Origin of the sequence: Cupriavidus sp. DF5525 (assembly GCF_040149425.2) — a bacterium.
Lineage (GTDB): Bacteria > Pseudomonadota > Gammaproteobacteria > Burkholderiales > Burkholderiaceae > Cupriavidus > Cupriavidus pickettii_A.
This window is the reverse complement of record NZ_CP168265.1, coordinates 1,482,292-1,499,572: the sequence shown is the minus strand read 5'-3', so window position 1 is coordinate 1,499,572 and position 17,281 is coordinate 1,482,292. Positions and strand designations below refer to the sequence as shown.

The following is a 17,281-nucleotide window of genomic DNA, read 5'->3' as shown; positions in this document are numbered from 1 at the left end:
TGCGGGGCGTTTTTGGCTTCAGGCGCTGCGCACAATCCGCACTGCCAGGCCCTTGCCCGCCCCATCGGAGCGGTTCGCAAACGCGATCTCGAGCCCATGCAACCGCGCCACGCGCTGCGCGATGGAAATGCCAAGCCCGTGCCCGTGCTCGCGCTGCCCGTTGCCGCCGCGGAAGAAGCGGTCGCCCAGCCGGGCCAGCAGATCCGGCGCCACGCCCGGCCCCTGGTCGCGCACGGTGATGCCATCCGGCTGGAAATCGATCGTCACCAGCGCGTCTGACGGACTGTAGCGGATGGCGTTGTCGAGCAGGTTGCGCAGCATCAGCGACAGCAAGTTGGCATCGCCCGCGATTGGCAATGGCGCCCGTCCCGCGCCGGGCCATTCCAGTTCCACGTCGACCTGCTTCTGCCGGGCCAGCCCGAGGCAGTCGGACAGCGCCTGCTGCGCGACCGGCACCCAGTTCACCGGCTGGCGCGACGGCAGGCCGGAAGCATCTTCCAGCCGGCTCAACGTCAGCAACTGCGACACCAGCCGCCCGATACGGTCGATGCCTGCGGCCACGTTGGCGCGTGCCTGGGCGCGCTCGGTCTCGTCGGGCGAACGCTCGGCGATCTCCCATTGCGCCTTGAGCGCGGCCAGCGGCGTGCGCATCTCATGGGCCGCGTCGGCGGTCAGGCGCCGTTCGTGTTCGATCGAGTCGGACACGCGCGCCAGCAGCCGGTTGGTCGCATGGACCAGCGGCACCAGTTCGCCGGGCACGGCCTCCAGGCTGAGCGGCCGGCGGTCCTCAGGCGTGCGGCCTTCGATATCCGCCGACAGCGCCCGCACCGGCGCCAATGCGCGCCGCATGAACCAGATCAGCAGCCCGATCAGCACCGGCAGGCCGGCGGCCCACGGCAGCACCTGCGCGGCGATATAGGACAGGATCAGCTCATTGCGCTCTCCGAGCTGCTGGCCGACGCAGACGCGCCAGCCGGTATCGGGGTCGGCGAGGTAGTACAGCCGCCACGGTTCCTTGTTGATGGTGATATCGGTGAAGCCCTTCACGCCCGGGGCGCGCGGCAGCAGGTCGCCCTCGGGATCGATATGCAGCGGCTTGCCGTCCGGCAGCCAGGCGGCGATGGCGAGATCGCCCAGGCCGGCATCGCCCTGGTCACCCTCCACCAGTTGGGGCAGCCTGGTGCGCGACGGCGCGGCGGCGACATCGACCAGCGGCACCACCGAATGCATCTGCAGCGCCATGCGCACCATGTCGGTGTCATAGAGCTCGTTGATCTCGTGCCGGGCGCGCACATAGGTCATGCCGATGGTCAGCAGCCACACCACCGGCGCCGCGATCAGGACCGCAAGGATCAGGCGGCGCTGCAGCGTCATACGCAATCCTCCGCCGCACCCAGCGTGTAGCCGGCGCCGCGGAAGGTGCGCACGATCTTGGGGTGGATCTTGCGGCGCAGGTGGTGGATATGGACTTCCAACGCATTGCTTTCCACGCCGCCCTGCCAGTCATAGAGCTTGTCGCGCAGGATGTCGCGCGTCAGCAGCCGGTTCGGGTGCGCCAGCAGCAGTTCGAGCAGGATGGCTTCGCGGCTGGTCAGTTCCACCGGCTGGCCCCGCCAGTACGCCTGGCGCGCGGCGGGATGGAATTCCAGTGCGCCGTGCTTCCACACTGGCGACGACAACCCCGCTGCGCGCCGGGTCACGGCGCGCAGGCGCGCGGCCAGTTCATCGAGCGCGATCGGCTTGACCAGGTAATCGTCGGCGCCGGCGTCGAGCCCGCCGACGCGGCTTTCAATAGCGTCGCGCGCGGTCAGCACGATCACAGGTATGCGGCAGCCACGCGCGCGCCAGCGTGCCAGCAGCGCCATGCCGTCCTCGCCGGGCAGCCCGAGGTCCAGCACCACGGCGTCGTAGTGGACGACGTCGAGCGCGTGGTCGGCTTCGGTGCCGGTGGCAAACCAGTCGACCGCATAGTCCAGCAGCTGCAGGCCGCGCCGCAGCCCGTCGCCCAGCATGGGGTCGTCTTCAACGATAAGAATTCTCATTTTTTCGGGTGATTGCCGGTGGGAACGGTGTTACGTGCCGGTCACGCGATCGCGCACTGCGTGGTGCGAGCCACGTATCGCGCCACCATTGTGCGCGGCCCGGCTTAATGTGCCATTAAGGTTAGCGGCCTATTCTCTGGCTCGCACTGCCAGGCACTTGCCCTGTTCAACGCCGCGCATGCCTGCGGCGTGGACAGCGTCACGCCGAAGCCCTCCCGCCGGACGCCGACGCCTGGCCCGATACCCTAGCCAGCACCCGCCCTTGCCGTCACACCCGCCTCCGGCCCACGCCGTTCCGCTACATCGTTCCGATCGCCTCGCCGCCGAGCCCGCGCTTGTCACCGCCCCGCCGGCCCTGCCATGGCCCGCCACCCGGGTGGCGGGCGTCCCCACGCTGGCGATAGCGCTGGTCGTGCTGGTGTTCGCGCTGGCCTGGTTCGGCACGCTGGGCGTGCGCCACCTGCTCGGTCCCGACGAGGGCCGCTACGCCGAAATCGCCCGCGAGATGCTGAGCACCGGCGACTGGGTCACCATCCGCTATAACGGCCTGAAGTACTTCGAGAAGCCACCCTTGCACATGTGGGTGACGGCAATCTCCTACTCGCTGTTCGGCATCGGCGAGTGGCAGGCGCGGCTGTGCGTGGCGCTGGCCGGCATCACCGGGCTGGGCGCGTCGATGCTGGCCGCGGCACGCTGGTTCGGCGCGCGCGCCGGGCTACTGACGGGACTGGTGCTGGCCAGTGCGCCGATGTGGAACGCCGCCGCGCACTTCAATACGCTGGACATGACGCTGTCCGGCATCATGGCCTGCGTGCTGGCGAGCATGCTGCTGGCCCAGCATCCCTCAGCAACGCCGGCCACGCGCCGCAACTGGATGCTGGCGTGCTGGGCGGCGATGGGCCTGGCCTTGCTGACCAAGGGGCTGGTGGGCCTGGTGCTGCCCGGCCTGGTGCTGGTGGTGTACACCTGCGTGACGCGCGACCTGGCGCTGTGGCGGCGCCTGCATGCGCCGGCCGGCATCGCGCTGATGCTGCTGGTGGCGGTGCCATGGTACTGGCTGGTGGCACGGCACAACCCGGAATTCCTGCGCTTTTTCTTTATCCACGAGCACTGGCAACGCTATACCTCGACCGTGCATGCCCGCAAGGGGGCGCTGTGGTACTTCGTGCCGCTGGTGCTGGGCGGCTTTCTGCCGTGGCTTGGGCTGCTGCCAGGCATGGTACGCGCGGTCCGGCAGCGTGCCGGTACCGCTGGCGCAGGCGGCGCGCGGCCGTTCCAGCCGGCACTGATGGCGGCGCTGTGGGCGGTGTCGATCTTCGTGTTCTTCAGCCTGTCGGGGTCGAAGCTGCCAGGCTATATCCTGCCGATGTTCCCGGCGCTGGGAATCCTGGCGGGCGTGGCGCTGGCGCGTACTGGCGAGCGTGCCTGGATCCTCCAATTGCGCGCGATGCTGGTCGTGGGCGCGATCGGACTACTGGCGAGCCCCTACGTGGCCACGCTCGATTCCAACAACACGCCCAATGCGCTCTACCGCGCCTATGCCGTATGGGCCGCGCTGGCGTTCGCGCTGGTACTGGCCAGCGCCGCGGCGGGTCTGTGGCTGCTGCGGCGGCGCGGGCGCATGGCCAGTATCACGGCGTATGCACTGGGCATGCTGCTGGCCTTCTCCATCGCCCTGCTCGGCCACGAAACCATCGGGCGCTCGGCGTCAGGCATCGACATGGTGGCGCCGATCGAGCGCGTGCTGCGCCCCGGCATGCCGCTCTATGGCGTCGGCATGCTGGACCATACGCTGCCGTTCTACCTGCACCATCCGCTTACCATGGTCGCGCAGGCAGACGAACTGTCGTTCGGCACCGAGCAGGAACCGCAGAAATGGCTGCCAACCGTCGATGCCTTCGTCGATGCCTGGCAGCACGGCCCGCGCGCCATCGCGCTGCTGTCGCCGCAGACCTTTGCTGAACTGAGCGCGCGCGTGCCGATGCACGTGGTCGCGCGCGACTGGCGCCGCGTAGCGGTCGCCAACTTCCCGATCGCCGACGCGCGCTAGCCGCGCCGGCGCATTCTGTTTTCCCATGCCATCGTCAAACGCAATGCAACGCAAGAAAGTACTGATCCTCGGCGTCAACGGCTTTATCGGCCACCACCTGACGCGCCGCATCCTGGAAACCACGTCGTGGGAGGTCTACGGCATGGACATGTCGGCGGACCGTCTGGGCGACCTCGTCGAGCACCCGCGCATGCACTTCTTCGAGGGTGACATCACCATCAACAAGGAGTGGATCGAGTACAACATCCGCAAGTGCGACGTGGTGCTGCCGCTGGTGGCCATCGCCACGCCCGCCACCTACGTGCGCGAGCCGCTGCGCGTGTTCGAACTGGACTTCGAGGCCAACCTGCCGATCGTGCGCGCCGCCGTGAAGTACGGCAAGCACCTGGTGTTCCCGTCGACCTCCGAGGTCTACGGCATGTGCAGCGACGACGAGTTCGATCCCGAGGCCTCGCCGCTGGTCTACGGCCCGATCAACAAGCCGCGCTGGATCTACGCCTGCTCCAAGCAGCTGATGGACCGCGTGATCCACGCCTACGGCATGGAGCAAGGCCTGAACTACACGCTGTTCCGCCCGTTCAACTGGGTCGGTGCGGGGCTGGATTCGATCTTCGAATCGAAGGAAGGCTCGTCGCGCGTGGTGACGCAGTTCCTCGGCCATATCGTGCGCGGCGAGCCGATCAAGCTGGTCGACGGCGGCGCGCAGCAGCGGGCCTTCGCCGATATCGCGGACGGCATCAGCGCGCTGATGCGCATCATCGAGAACCCCAACGGCGTGGCCACCGGCAAGATCTACAACATCGGCAATCCGGGCAATATCCACTCGGTGCGCGAGTTGGCCGAGATGATGCTGAAGATGGCGGCGGACTATCCGGAATATGCGGACGAAGCGCGCAGAACGCGGATCGTCGAGACCTCGTCGGGCGACTTCTACGGCAAGGGCTACCAGGACGTGCAGCACCGCGTGCCGCAGATCGACAACACCATCGAGGAACTGGGCTGGAAGCCAGAGATCAGCATGGAAGCAGCGCTGCGCCGCATTTTCGAGGCGTATCGCGGGCACGTGACCGATGCCCGTACGCTGGTGAACCAGGGCTAGCCGCACGAAGGCGGCGACCGCGTCACGGCGACCAGCCCGGAACTCACGCGCCGGCGCGGTCGAAACCGGCCTTGCGCGCCAGCACGATGGCCTGGGAACGGTTCTCCACTTCCAGCTTGGCGAAGATGCTGGTGATGTGGTTGCGCACGGTCTTCTCGCACAGATCGAGATGGGCGGCGATCTGGGCGTTGTCGCGGCCCTGTGCGATCAGTTCGACGATATCGCGCTCGCGCCGCGTCAGCGCGGTGAAGGCGGGATCGCGCACCGGCTCCGTGGCCGGCAGGAAGGCGCGCACCTCGTCCAGCCAGCGGCGCCACGCGGGCTCGGTTTCGAGCAGCAGGTGGTTGCCGCTTTCCAGCGGCACGAAGCGCGCACCGGGGATTTCGCTGGCGATCAGGCGCCCTTCGTCGAAGGGCACGCGCGCGTCGTGCACCGCGTGCAGCACCAGCGTCGGGCACGACACCTTCGGCAACAGTGCCACCACGTCGATCTCGTTGAACACGCGCATAAAGCGCGAGGCATTCAGCGGCGAAGTCGAAACCCGTTCCAGCTCGTTGAACCACGCATGCTGCTCGGCGGTGCCCCCGGGGATGAACTGCGTGGTGAAGAACTGGCGGAAGGCGGGGTTCTCCTGGCCCCAGCCGAGTTCCGCGAGCTTGTTCATCAGCTCGGCCTCCTCGCGCAGGCTCGGGCTGAGGTTGTCGCGCTTGAGTCGCCCGCGCGCATAGCCGCCGTGCAGCACCAGGTGGCTGACGCGCTCCGGATGCGCGACCGCATAGGCCACCGCGAGCGATGCGCCCTGCGAGATACCCAGCAGCGGGAAATGCTCGACCCCGGTGGCGTCGACGATGGTTTCCAGGTCGCGCAGCCAGGCGTCGAAGGAGAGGTCCTCGATGTCCCGGTCGGACAGCCCGCAGCCGCGTTCGTCATAGCGGATCAGCATATGCGTGGCCGACAGCGCCGTGATCATATGGCTCCACACCGGGCTGCCCACATCGAACTCGAGGTGGCTCATCCAGTTGGCCGCCTTGACCAGCGGCGCGCCACCGCCCGTGATGGCATAAGCAATGCGAACGCCATCCCGGCTGGTGCACAGGCGGATTTGCTGCTTGAACATCGGCATGTCGGGTCGCGCGGTGCTGGGACGGCCTGCCTGCGCAGGCGCGCCGCGTGACTTCCCTAGCTTAGCAAAGGATTTGCGGTGCAACAGTGCCGTTGCAGATTGGCGCTCGCCCGGCATCGCGCCGGGCGGGTTGCCTTATGGCAGGGTTGCGTCATATCGGGGCATGCGCGAGTCATGGCGCACATTCCCCGGCGCCTGGACAACGAAACGGCCCGGACAAACCGCCCCGTTGCCATGCCCGGCTCAGGACAGGCATTCCCCGCTGTCGCGCGCATCGCTGCGCGCGCCGTCGGTGAAGCCATCGCGCGAGTTGATGCGGGTCCCCTCCGTAAACGGGTCGAACTGGCCCATGCGGGCGCCATCGGTGTAAGGATCAGGCTTGCGCATGCCGTCCCGGTACGGATCAAAGCCACGGACCGCGCACACGGACATGCCCTGACGCGCGACCACGGGCAGCATGGTGGCCTCGGTGGCCGGACTGCGCGCGCCATCGGTAAAGGCGTCGCGCTGGCCGTTGTGTCCCGGCGCGCCAACGATCAGTGCATCAGCATAGGCACCGGCGTGGGCGGTCTGGTTGAGCCCGGCGGCGAGTGCGGCAGCGGCAAGCAGGGTCTTGGCAAAATTCTTATGCATTGCTATCTCCAACAGGGGTGTCGGCGGCGTTGCCGCGACGGCACTCCTCGTGCAGGCGATCAGCTACGGAACGGCACAGGCCGCACGGGATCGCCTCTGCCGTGCAAGCCGTTGCCTGGCGCGGGCCGGCTGCCATCCCATCGTGGCAGCGGCGTCGCGCCGGACTCCTGGATCAGCTGGGTGCGGATGCGGGGAAAGGAGCGCCCTGCGTCAGTGCAGCCATCCGAGCATCGCGAACAGCGGTGCCAGCGACGGCAGCAGCCGCGCCGGACTGCGCCGGAGTGCTGCCAGGCACGCCGACACTTCGTCGGCGGCCAGCCGCACCGCGGCGTGCCAGGCAGCCGCATCCGGCACCTGGCGTCCGCGCAGGGAGCGCGCCAGCGACAACGCGCGTCCCAGCTCGCGCGCCGGCGCGCCGTGATCGTGATTCAGCTCACGCAGTGAGGCGAGGCACGATTCCCAGTTCGCATGTGAATGACAGAAGACGTAGAGCAGCAGGAGCGCTGGCAGCAGCATCGCCGCGCCGGAGCGTGCCATGCGGTGACGCAGCACCCATCGCAACCACCGTGGCAGCGCGCGTCGCAGCGGCAGCATGCGACGGCCATCGTCGGCATACCGGCTGGACTGGCGAGACCACTGCTGCAACGGGCGCATGGCACGGGCTCCTTCTGGAAGGGACCGCGAAGGCGGTCAATGACGAGGTGAGGGTTGCATTGTCTGGCGCGGGACGGCATGCGCGCATGAGGCCGGTGTCCCGGGTCGGCCCGCGGGGTGGGCAACTTCCCGGGACAAGCGCCCCGATGCCAGGCGCGCGGGTGGCGCATGGCATGCGCGGTGTGGTGTGGCGGCTCAGGAAAGCCCGCACCGGGCGCCGGCCGCGCGGGCCGGAAAGCGCTGCCACGCGCGCCGCGGGCCGGCCCGGTGCCGTTGCGACAGTCTGGCAGGCCCCGCACCGTGGCGCCCGGGACCGCTGTCCCGGCGTGCATGCGGCTGCAGCGTGCCGCAGCGGCCGTTCCGGGACACTGGCCTCATGCGCGGGCGCGGGCGCAGCGCAAAGATTGGCGCACCGTCTCCCGATGGACGGACAACACCGCACAGGAGTCTCCATGCAAGCCGCTGCCCAAACTGTCACCCAAGCCATCGCCACCTTCCACATCGACACGCAACGCTATGCGCGCTGCATCGCCGCGTCCCGCCGCATCCGCTGGGATATCGACCGCGACGTGATCCGGGGCCGCACCTTCAACCTCACCCAGAAGTTCCTGCCCGACGGCCTGTCGCTGGTCGACGAGCTGCCCTTCCTGACTGCCGACGAGCAGCGCTTCCTGAGCCAGGTGCAGGGCCGCACCTACGCCAATATGTTCGGGCTGGTGGAGCGCTTCGTCAGCGCCAAGGTGCTGGAACTAAGCCGCGACCACTGGTTCGGCGACCAGACCGCGCTGGAGGCGCTGGTGCGTTTCACCGACGACGAGCTCAAGCACCAGGAACTGTTCCGCCGCATCGAGCAACTGGCGGCCGCCGACATGCCCGCCGGCTACCAGTTCGGCGCCGTCCCCAACGAGGTCGCGGCCTTCGTGCTCAGCAAGCGCAACTGGGCCGTGCTGGCGATGACCTGCCAGCTCGAGCTGTTCTCGCAGGCGCACTACCGCGCCAGCATCGGCACGGCGCCCGGACTGTCCGAGCTGTACAAGGACGTGTTCCTGTACCACTGGCGCGAGGAATCGCAGCACGCCATCATGGACGAGCTGGAATGGCTGCGCGAGGACGCGCGCATTGACGCCGCCGAGCGCGATGCCGCGATCGACGACATGATCGCGCTGGTCACCGGCATGGACGAGATCGTGCAGGCGCAGGCCAGCGCCGATGCGGCCTACTTCGTGCAGGTGGCTGGCCGCCACGAGCATGCCGCGCAGATCGCCGAGACGGTGCTGAAGGCGTACCGCTGGACCTATATCGTCACCGGCGCGCTCGAGCCGCGCTTCGGCAAGCTGCTCACCGACATGGTCACCGAGACGCAGATGGCGCGGATCCAGGCGGCGATGGCGCCGCTGATGTACGCGATGCCGGCCGGCGGCCAACCCTCGCCTGCCATGGCAGCATAAACGCAGGAGCGAGGCGCAAAGAAAAACCCCCGGGGTCACCTGGCGGCATACACCCGGGGGTCTGTGTCGATGGCTGCGGGCGCCCGGCCCGCGCGCTCAGATCTCGACCTTGGTGCCCAGTTCCACCACCCGGTTGGCCGGGATCTGGAAGAAATCCGAAGGCTTGGCGCCATTCTGATGCATCCAGGCGAACAGGCTCTCGCGCCACATCGGCATGCCCGGCAGCTTGGACGGAATCACCGATTCGCGCGCGATAAAGAACGACGTTTCCATCAGCTCGAAGTGCATGTTGAGCTTGCGGTCGGACAGGTCCAGCACCTTCTGCACGTCCGGTGTTTCCTTGAAGCCGTAATCCGATTTCAGGATATAGACGCCGCCACCCAGATCCTTGCAGCTCAGGCGATGGTCATCGTCCACGTATGGCACGTCGCGCGTGATGAAGTTCAGGAACACCACGCGCTCGTGCAGCACGCGGTTGTGCTTCAGGTTGTGCAGCAGCGACACCGGCACGGAATCGGTATTGCCGGTCAGGAACACCGCGGTGCCCTCGACCCGGTGCGGCGGATGCGCCAGCAGCCCGGCGATAAAGGGCTCCAGCGGGATGCCGTCTTCCAGGCTGCGCGCGCGCAGCAGCTTGCGACCGCTATACCAGGTCATCAGCATGAAGAACGCGGCCGTGCCCAGCAGCAGCGGGAACCAACCGCCTTCGGCGATCTTGAGCAGGTTGGCCGCGAAGAACGCCAGGTCCACCAGGATGAAAGCGGTGCCGAGTACCGCCACCAGCGCCGGGTTCCACTTCCACACATTGCGCATGCACACCGCCGCCAGGATGGTGGTGATGACCATGGTGGTGGTGACGGCGATGCCGTAGGCCGCGGCCAGGTTCTCCGACTTCTTGAACGAGATCACCACGCCGATCACCAGCACCAGCAGCAGCCAGTTGACCACCGGGAGGTAGATCTGGCCGATCTCGGCGGCCGAGGTATAGCGCACGCGCATGCGCGGCACGAAGCCGAGTTGGATCGCCTGGCTGGTCAACGAGAACGCGCCCGAGATCACCGCCTGCGAGGCGATCACGGTGGCGCAGGTGGCCAGCAGCACCATCGGCAGCTGCAGCAGCTCGGGCACCATCATGAAGAACGGGTTCTCGGCGCCGGCGGGGTTGTTCATCAGCATCGCACCCTGGCCGAAGTAGTTCAGCATCAGGCACGGCATCACCAGCACGAACCAGCCGATGCGGATCGGACGCGCGCCGAAATGGCCCATGTCGACGTACAGCGCCTCGGCCCCGGTCAGCACCAGGAACACCGAGCCCAGCACGATAAAGGCCTGCAGTGCATGCTCAACCAGGAAGTTGATGCCGTAGTAAGGGTTGACTGCCTTCAGGATCTCGGGCGCCTGAACCAGGTTGTAGATACCCAGCGCCCCCAGTGCCAGGAACCACGCCGTCATGATCGGCCCGAACAGCTTGCCCATCGCAGCGGTGCCGTGGCGCTGGATCAGGAACAGCGCGGCCAGGATCACCAGCGTGATCGGTATCACGAATTGCGAAAGCTGCGGCGCGGCGATCTCCAGCCCCTCCACCGCCGACAATACCGAGATCGCCGGCGTGATCACGGCATCGCCATAGAACATGCAGGCACCGAAGATGCCCAGCATCATCAGCACCTTGGCCTTGCCCGAGCGTGGCGCAACGGTGCGCAACACCAGCGCCATCAGCGCCAGCACGCCGCCTTCGCCGTCGTTGTCGGCCCGCATCACGAACACCACGTACTTGATCGAGACCACGATGATCATGGCCCAGAACAGCATCGAGATGACGCCCAGCACGGCGTCGGGGCTGAACGCTATGCCGTGTTCCTTGCTGAAGCATTCCTTGAGCGCGTACAGGGGACTGGTGCCGATGTCGCCGAAGACGACACCGACCGCGCCGAGCACCAGGGCGCGTGTACTCGGACTTTCGACGAAATAATGGCTGGTGGTGGTGGCTTGGGTCATGAAGTTGGGTCTGCTCGACCGGCTCGCCGGCAGTTTGTTGGCTCTGGCGCGGCCCGTGGCCCCGTCGCGTGCAGTTTGGGGCCAGGAGCGGGCCGCCGCGTCCGTTTTCCGGTTCTCTTTGGCGGTTCTATTGCATCGCACAATCGGGCGCAATTCTAGAGGAACTGCCCGCTATCGACCACTGCGGAAGAATGGGATGCCGCGTTCGTGACTCCGCAAGGATGGGAGGGAAGCGGCGGATGGTCAAGCCCTGGCAGCGCAAAACTGCGTGTTCTTGCGCCCGCAAGTGGCGTTGCGGCACGGCAACAAAAGCGCCTCATCAGGCATTTTTCGCTCAGACGCCCAGATATCGATCCAGCGCCTCGGGCTTGCCGGCAAGATCCGCCGCCGGGCCGGCCAGCACCACGCGGCCCTTCTCCAGCACCACCGCGCGGTCGGCGTGCGCCAGCACCGAGCGGAAGTTGCGGTCGACCACCACCGTGGCGATGCCGGTGCCGCGCACAGTGGCGATGACTTCCCAGATCTCGCGCACGATGCGTGGGGCCAGCCCTTCGGTGGCTTCGTCCAGCACCAGGCAATCAGGGTTGGTCATCAGCGCGCGCCCGATGGAGAGCATCTGCTGCTCGCCACCCGAGAGCTGCTGGCCGCCATGGGTCAGCCGCTCCTTCAGGCGCGGGAACAGGTCGAGCACGCGCGCCTCGTCCCAGTCGTTGCGGCCGTTGCTGCCCTTGCGCGCCGCCATCAGCAGGTTTTCACGCACCGACAGGCTGGGGAAGATGCCGCGGCCTTCCGGCACATAGGCCACGCCCAGGCGCGCCACCTCGTACGGCTGTGCGCGCGAGACGTCGCGGCCGGCCACGGCAATCCGGCCCTGGCGCTGGCGCACGTGGCCCAGCAGCGTGCGCAACAGCGTGCTCTTGCCCATGCCGTTGCGGCCCAGCAGCCCCACCGTCTCGCCCACGCCGACGGTGAAGTCGATGCCGCGCAGCACATGGCTGGAGCCATACCAGGCGTGGATGCCGGTGGCTTCGATCATCGGCGTACTGGTTGACGTACTCATGCGGCGGCCTCGTCTTCTTCACCCAGGTAGGCAAGCTGGACTTCGCGGTTGGCCCGGATCGCCTCCGGGCTGCCGGTGGCGATCACCGCGCCGTTGACCATCACGGTGATGCGGTCGGCGACCGAGAACACCGCGTCCATATCGTGTTCGACCAGCAGGATGGCATGTCCCTCGCGCAGCCCGCGCAGCAGCGCCAGCATCCGCGCCGACTCTTCGGCGCCCATGCCGGCCAGCGGCTCGTCGAGCAGCAGCGCGACCGGCTGCGTGGCCAGGCACATCGCCACTTCCAGCTGGCGCTTCTGGCCGTGCGCCAGGTCGCTGGCGATGCGGTCCGCCAGCGGCGCCAGGCCGGCGCGCTCCATGGCCTCGTCGGCCAGCGCGGCGCTGGTGCGGCAGCCCTGCGCCCTTTCCCACAGCCGCCAGGCGCGCTGCGCGCGCGACTGCGCTGCCAGCCGGCAGTTCTCGCGCACGGTCAGCGGCAGGAAGATATTGTTGCGCTGGTAGCTGCGCCCCACCCCATGCCGCGCCAGCCGCGGCTGCGACCATCCGGTCACGTCCTCGCCCTTCAGGTGCAGGCGGCCGGACGACGGCGGCAGCTCGCCCGACAGCATGTTGATCAGCGTGGACTTGCCCGCGCCGTTGGTGCCGATCACGGCGTGGATTTCGTGCAGCGCCAGCGACAGGTCGACGTTCGCCACGGCGGTCAGGCCGCCGAAGCGCCGCGTCAACTGCTGCGCCTGCAGGATCGGGATGCCCGGCGTGGTCATGCGGCCTCCGTGTTGCTGCGGGGATGGCCGTCGGCACCGCCCTTGCCTGGCGCCTCGTCGGCCTCGGTCCCTTGATCGCCATTGCGCCGCCCGCGGCGGCCGTGGCGCAGCACCGACGGCAGGCTGACCAGCCCGCGCGGCAGCAGCGCCACCGCGACGATGATGAAGCCGCCCATCAGCAGCTGCCAGTGCTTGGTCAGCGTGCTGAACCACTCGGCCAACAGTACGAACGAGAAGGCCCCCAGCACCGCCCCGGCCAGGCTGCCCACGCCGCCCAGGATCACCATCAGCATGGCGTTGCCGGACTGGTGCCACGACGCGATCTCCGGATTGACGAAGCCGAACTGGATCGCATACAGGTAGCCCGCCAGCCCGGCCAGCAGCCCGCCCGCGACAAAGGCGCCGAGCTGGTAGCGGTAGGTGGCATAGCCGGCGGCGCGCATGCGCTGTTCGTTGTGGCGGATGCCGACCAGCGCGTGCCCGAAGCGCGAGCGCAGCACCAGCGCCAGCACCGCCACCGTCGCCAGCAGCCCCAGCCACACCAGCCAGTAGAAATGGGTGGGATCGTTGACAGTCAGCAGTCGCTCGCCCGGCACCGGGAATTCCGGCCGGAAGTAGATATAGGTGCCGTCGCTGCCGCCGGCGACCTTGGTGTCATGGAAGACGAAGTACACCATCTGCGCGAAGGCCAGCGTCACCATGATGAAATACACGCCGCGCGTGCGCAGCACCAGCGCGCCCACCACCAGCGCCAGCGCGGCCGATGCCGCCAGCGCGCCGGCCAGCAGCACCCAGCCGTTGCCGGGGCCGGACTCCGGCGCCAGCATCGCGGTGGCGTAGGCGGCCATGGCGAAGTACGCCGCATGCCCCAGGCTGACCAGCCCGGTATAGCCGATCAGCAACTGCAGCGACAGCGCGAAGATCGCCATGATCATCACCTTGCTGAGCAGCTCGATATAGAACTTGTGGCTGTCCGCAGTGAGCAGCAGCGGCATCACCGCGAGCACGGCGAAGGCTGCCAGCCAGCCAAGCGCGGTGGCGAGCGTGGCACGCTGTTTGGGCCGGCGCGCCGGCAATGTCGTCGGATTCATATCATCCTGCCTTGAACAGCCCCTGCGGCTTCCACAGCAGGATCACCGCCATCAGCAGGTAGATCAGCACGCCGGCCGCCTCCTGCCAGAACACCTTGCCGAAGGTATCGACAAAACCCAGCAGCAGCGACGCCACCAGCGCACCCTTGACCGAGCCGATGCCGCCGATCACCACCACCACAAAGCACACGATCAGCACCTGCGAGCCCATGCCCGGATAGACCGACGACACCGGCGCCGCAATCATGCCCGCCAGCACCGCCAGCGCCACGCCCAGCGCGAACACGAAGCGGTACAGCACCGTGATGTTGATCCCCAGCGACTGCACCATCTCGCGGTTGGTGGCACCGGCGCGGATCATCATGCCCAGCCGCGTGCGGCGGATCACGTAGTACATCGCCCCGGCTACCAGCAGGCACACGGCGGAGATAAAGAGCCGGTACACCGGGTAGGTCATGTCGTTGCCGATCGGCAGCGCGCCGTCGAGCAGCGCCGGTACCTGCACGCCGTGCACATCGTCGCCGACCAGGATGCTGCGCAGCTCCTCGAAGACCAGGATCAGGCCATAGGTCATCAGCACCTGCTGCAGGTGGTCGCGCTCATACAGGTAGCTGAAGAAGGCCCATTCCAGCACGTAGCCGAAGGCCACCGCCAGCACGATGCCGAGCGGGATGGCGATAAACAGGTTGCCGGTCAGCCCGGCGAGCGTGAAGGCCAGGTAGGCGCCCAGCATGTAGAAGCTGCCGTGCGCGAGGTTGATCACGCCCATGATGCCGAAGATCAGCGTCAGGCCGCTGGCGACCAAGAACAGCAGCAAGCCGTACTGGACGCTGTTCAGGCATTGGATTAGGAAGGAGACGATGTCCATGCGGGATGGTCCAGCGGGTTACAGAGATGCCAACGGTTTTGGGTGCGCCCAAGCCGCCCGGGCTAGCCTAAGCAAGGTATTCTCCCTCTCCCTTCAGGGGGAGAGGGTTGGGGAGAGGGGTGGGCTGGCAAGGAACCACTTCAAGCGAAGCCAACGGTGTTAACCAACCCACCGACCTCAGCCTTTGACACGCCTGCCTCTCTCCCTGCCCCTCTCGCAAGCGGGAGAGGGGAGAAAACCAGCGGCATCGGAGGCGCCCACAGCTTACAACCTGCACCCACGCGCCGGATCAGCCAGCGCCTTCACCGCCACCGAGCTCATCTTGTTCTCACGCCCGTCCACCTTGCGCAGGTAAAAATCCTGCACCGGGTTATGCGCCTTGGACAGCGTAAAGGCGCCCCGCGGGCTGTCGATCCTAGCGGCGCCCATGGCCTTGTACAGGTCCGCCTTGCGCGTCATGTCGCCCTTGACCGCAGTGGCACCGGCGGCCAGCAGCTGCGCCGCGTCATAGCCCTGCACCGCGTACACGTCGGGCTGCAGCTTGTAGGCCTTGGCGTAGTCCAGGCGGAAGTTCTTGTCGCGCGGGTTGGTCAGGCCGTCGGCATAATGCAGCGTGGTTTCCAGCCCCTGCGCGGCGGTGCCCTGCGCTTCCAGCGTGCCATCGGTGAGGAAGCCCGAGCCATACAGCGGGATCTTGTCCTTGAGCCCGGCCGCGGCCCAGTCCTTGACGAACTTGACCGCACCGCCGCCAGCAAAGAACACGAACACGGCATCGGGCTTGAGCGACGCCACCTCGGTAATCAGCGCCTGGAACTCGACGTTGGGGAACGGCAGGCTCAGTTCCTTCACCACCTTGCCGCCCTTGGCCTCGAAAGCTTCCTTGAAGCCCTTCACCGACTGCTCGCCGGCAGCGTATTTCCAGGTCAGCGTGACCACCTTCTTCAGGCCCCGCTCGCCCAGCACCTGGCCCATCGCATAGCCCGGCTGCCAGTTGGAGAACGAGGTGCGGAAGATGTTCGGGCCGCACAGCGGACCGGTGGCTTCATCCACGCCGGCATTGGGGATGATCAGCAGCGTGTTGTTTTCCTTGGCCACCTTGACGATGCCCATCTGCACGCCCGAGTGGACCGTGCCAACCACTACGTCGACCTGGTCGCGCTTGACCAGCTTGGTAGCGTTTTCCGGGGCCTTGGCGGGGTCGGATTCATCGTCGACCTTGAAGTACTCGACGTCGCGCCCGCCGAGCTTGCCGCCCTGCTGCGTCACGTACATGCGGAAGCCGTTCTCGATGGCCGTGCCGAGCGCAGCGTAGGTGCCGGTGTACGGCAGCATGAAGCCGACCTTGATCTTGCCGCCGGGCGCGGCTGGTGCAGCTGGTGCGGTCTGCGCTTGCGCGGCAGCCATGGCAAACACGGTGGCGACGGCAAGGCAGGCAGGCGCGAGCCTGCGCGAGGTGAAGCGACGCATGATGTCTCCTGGTGGTCAAGCCGGCGGCTCGCTGGACCGTTGCCGGTCCCCCTGCCCTTGCCGTGACCCGCGCCGGCGCATGCACGTCGGTGCCATGCAAGCCGGGGACCCTGCGCAACGGGCGGGAAGCCCAATTATTTTAAGTATGAAGTATATGCGTTTATATGCCGAACCGCGGCCTGCGTCAACGGTCCAGGCTGGTCGCGATGTGGCGAATGCCCGCATCGCGCGAGTTTAAGCAACGTGGTTTGTGGGGCATATCGATGGATACCCTCGATTTGTTCCATGGTGCCGTACTCGTCGTCTTCGCCCTGCGCGGCCAGCACCGGGCACTGCAAACCGGACAGCAGCGGGCGCAGGTCCCAGCGGCGGAAGTCGGGGTCGAGCCAGATATCGTTCCAGCCCCAGAAGGCGGATTCCACATCGTCGTGATGGCGCGCCAGCCGCTGGCGCAGGTCGGTTTCCAGGTAGGTCTGGCGCGTTGCCGCGATGCTGCGCACGGACAGGTCTTCCACCACGATATGCGGCGCCAGCACGGTGATGCCGTCGACCGCCTGCGGGAAGCTGGAGGCGTAGATCAGTGCGATCGACCCGCCGTCGCTGTGGCCCAGCAGCCAGGGCATGCCATGGGTACGGCCGGGGCCGATGTCGAGCACATCGAACAGCGCGGGCAACGCCTCACGCGCCTGCCGGTGCATGAAATCGGTGCGCCACTTCTCGTCGTGCGGGCGCGGCGTGGAACGGCCGTAACCGTAGCGTGAGAACACCAGGCCGCGGTAGTCCCCGGTCTCGCAGAAATCGCGCGGGAAATCGCGCCACATGCTGACCGACCCGAGTCCCTCATGCAGGAACACCACCAGCGGGCGCTCCGTGCGCTCGGGCCGCAGCCACTGGTATTCGATCCGGATACGGCGGTTGTCAAAAGGGATTTCCACCAGACTGCTTTGCGGGGGCACTTTATTCTGTTGCATCGGTTCAGGA

At 67.3% G+C, this 17,281-nt stretch carries 15 protein-coding genes; 3 read left to right on the top strand and 12 right to left on the bottom strand.

Going from position 1 to position 17,281, the window contains the following annotated elements; all coding sequences use genetic code 11:
• Positions 1-18 precede the first annotated feature (18 nt).
• Entirely contained in the window at positions 19-1,374 is a 1,356-nt protein-coding gene (locus ABNX08_RS07145; RefSeq protein ID WP_349604664.1) for an ATP-binding protein, read from the bottom strand.
• On the bottom strand, positions 1,371-2,042 hold the full coding sequence (locus tag ABNX08_RS07140) for a response regulator (RefSeq protein ID WP_022534492.1): 672 nt from the start codon (positions 2,040-2,042) through the stop codon (positions 1,371-1,373). Before ABNX08_RS07140 ends, ABNX08_RS07145 begins: the two co-directional genes overlap by 4 nt.
• Before the next feature lie 262 nt (positions 2,043-2,304).
• Here ABNX08_RS07140 and ABNX08_RS07135 point away from each other — a divergent pair, with 262 nt between their 5' ends.
• Positions 2,305-4,092, top strand: coding sequence for a glycosyltransferase family 39 protein (locus tag ABNX08_RS07135; protein WP_022534491.1), 1,788 nt, complete (start codon positions 2,305-2,307; stop codon positions 4,090-4,092).
• Between the two features lie 43 nt (positions 4,093-4,135).
• Positions 4,136-5,191 (top strand): bifunctional UDP-4-keto-pentose/UDP-xylose synthase, encoded by a 1,056-nt coding sequence (locus tag ABNX08_RS07130; protein WP_051369706.1) that lies wholly within the window; start codon positions 4,136-4,138, stop codon positions 5,189-5,191.
• A 43-nt stretch (positions 5,192-5,234) separates the two neighbouring features.
• On the opposite strand, the gene ABNX08_RS07125 is transcribed toward ABNX08_RS07130, so the two are convergent.
• The 3 genes from ABNX08_RS07125 to ABNX08_RS07115 form a co-directional block, all read right to left on the bottom strand.
• Positions 5,235-6,314: an alpha/beta fold hydrolase gene (locus tag ABNX08_RS07125; protein ID WP_041680999.1), complete on the bottom strand. Its 1,080-nt coding sequence runs from the start codon at positions 6,312-6,314 to the stop codon at positions 5,235-5,237.
• Between the two features lie 243 nt (positions 6,315-6,557).
• Complete coding sequence (locus tag ABNX08_RS07120; RefSeq protein WP_022534488.1) at positions 6,558-6,947, bottom strand: hypothetical protein; 390 nt, start codon at positions 6,945-6,947, stop codon at positions 6,558-6,560.
• A gap of 210 nt (positions 6,948-7,157) precedes the next feature.
• A complete protein-coding gene (locus tag ABNX08_RS07115; RefSeq protein ID WP_022534487.1) occupies positions 7,158-7,601 on the bottom strand; it encodes a hypothetical protein in 444 nt (147 codons plus the stop codon).
• A 452-nt stretch (positions 7,602-8,053) separates the two neighbouring features.
• Between ABNX08_RS07115 and ABNX08_RS07110 the strand changes: the two genes are divergently transcribed.
• Positions 8,054-9,049 carry a hypothetical protein gene (locus ABNX08_RS07110; protein ID WP_022534486.1) on the top strand — a complete coding sequence of 332 codons (996 nt, stop codon included), beginning with the start codon at positions 8,054-8,056 and terminating at the stop codon, positions 9,047-9,049.
• Between the two features lie 96 nt (positions 9,050-9,145).
• Here the strand turns inward: ABNX08_RS07110 and ABNX08_RS07105 are convergent, their stop codons facing one another.
• The 7 genes from ABNX08_RS07105 to ABNX08_RS07075 all read right to left on the bottom strand — a co-directional run bounded on the left by ABNX08_RS07105 (position 9,146) and on the right by ABNX08_RS07075 (position 17,271).
• Complete coding sequence (locus tag ABNX08_RS07105) at positions 9,146-11,047, bottom strand: potassium transporter Kup (RefSeq protein ID WP_022534485.1); 1,902 nt, start codon at positions 11,045-11,047, stop codon at positions 9,146-9,148.
• Between the two features lie 334 nt (positions 11,048-11,381).
• On the bottom strand, positions 11,382-12,107 hold the full coding sequence (locus tag ABNX08_RS07100) for an ABC transporter ATP-binding protein (RefSeq protein WP_022534484.1): 726 nt from the start codon (positions 12,105-12,107) through the stop codon (positions 11,382-11,384).
• A complete protein-coding gene (locus ABNX08_RS07095; RefSeq protein ID WP_349604666.1) occupies positions 12,104-12,874 on the bottom strand; it encodes an ABC transporter ATP-binding protein in 771 nt (256 codons plus the stop codon). The genes ABNX08_RS07100 and ABNX08_RS07095 overlap by 4 nt, the downstream gene beginning before the upstream one ends.
• Positions 12,871-13,965 (bottom strand): branched-chain amino acid ABC transporter permease, encoded by a 1,095-nt coding sequence (locus ABNX08_RS07090; protein WP_022534482.1) that lies wholly within the window; start codon positions 13,963-13,965, stop codon positions 12,871-12,873. The genes ABNX08_RS07095 and ABNX08_RS07090 overlap by 4 nt, the downstream gene beginning before the upstream one ends.
• Before the next feature lies 1 nt (position 13,966).
• Positions 13,967-14,833, bottom strand: coding sequence for a branched-chain amino acid ABC transporter permease (locus ABNX08_RS07085; RefSeq protein WP_022534481.1), 867 nt, complete (start codon positions 14,831-14,833; stop codon positions 13,967-13,969).
• 264 nt (positions 14,834-15,097) lie between these two features.
• Positions 15,098-16,300 (bottom strand): ABC transporter substrate-binding protein, encoded by a 1,203-nt coding sequence (locus ABNX08_RS07080; RefSeq protein WP_022534480.1) that lies wholly within the window; start codon positions 16,298-16,300, stop codon positions 15,098-15,100.
• 134 nt (positions 16,301-16,434) lie between these two features.
• Positions 16,435-17,271: an alpha/beta hydrolase gene (locus ABNX08_RS07075; RefSeq protein WP_349604669.1), complete on the bottom strand. Its 837-nt coding sequence runs from the start codon at positions 17,269-17,271 to the stop codon at positions 16,435-16,437.
• Positions 17,272-17,281 lie beyond the last annotated feature (10 nt).